The organism is Bacillus sp. GZB (assembly GCF_001975995.1).
In the GTDB taxonomy this organism is placed as follows: Bacteria; Bacillota; Bacilli; order Bacillales; family Bacillaceae; genus Bacillus; species Bacillus velezensis.
On record NZ_MTQG01000015.1, the window covers coordinates 1 to 621 of the forward strand.

The following is a 621-nucleotide window of genomic DNA, read 5'->3' on the forward strand; positions in this document are numbered from 1 at the left end:
TAAACCTTGATGGTCCAAACATGGCCATCAATACGGCGTGCTCGTCAGGGCTTGTAGCTGTTCATCAGGCTTGTCAGAGCCTCAGAAACGGAGAATGCGATACTGCCATCGTGGCAGGGGCCAATCTTTTGATTACTCCTGATAGTTATAACGCGATGAATAAGGCGGGAATGCTGTCGGCAGACGGAGAGTGTTACGCCTTTGACAAGCGTGCAAACGGAATGGTGCCGGCGGAAGCCGTGGCCGTTATTGTTTTAAAAAGGCTGTCAAAAGCGGAATCCGACGGTAACCCTGTATACGCAACCATAGTGGGAAGCGGAATTAACTATGACGGAAAAACGAACGGAATTACCGCGCCAAGCGGACGTTCGCAAAGCCAGCTCATCAAAGAAGTGTACGATCGTTTTCATATCAAGGCAGAGGATATGGAATACATCGTGACCCATGGAACCGGGACAAAGCTCGGTGACCCGATCGAGATTAATGCATTGGCAGAGGCATTTAAAGACTATACAGAGGAAAGGAGCTACTGTGCATTAACGTCGACGAAACCGAATATCGGTCATACCTTGGCGGCTTCAGGGATCGTAAGCCTGATAAGCCTTGTGATGTCGTTGAAGA

1 protein-coding gene is annotated in these 621 nt (G+C 49.3%); it reads left to right on the forward strand.

All coding sequences use genetic code 11. The annotated features are described in order from the left end of the window. Positions 1–621 (forward strand): beta-ketoacyl [acyl carrier protein] synthase domain-containing protein (locus BXO87_RS05755; protein ID WP_139337724.1); only part of this gene is annotated, 621 nt, incomplete at both ends.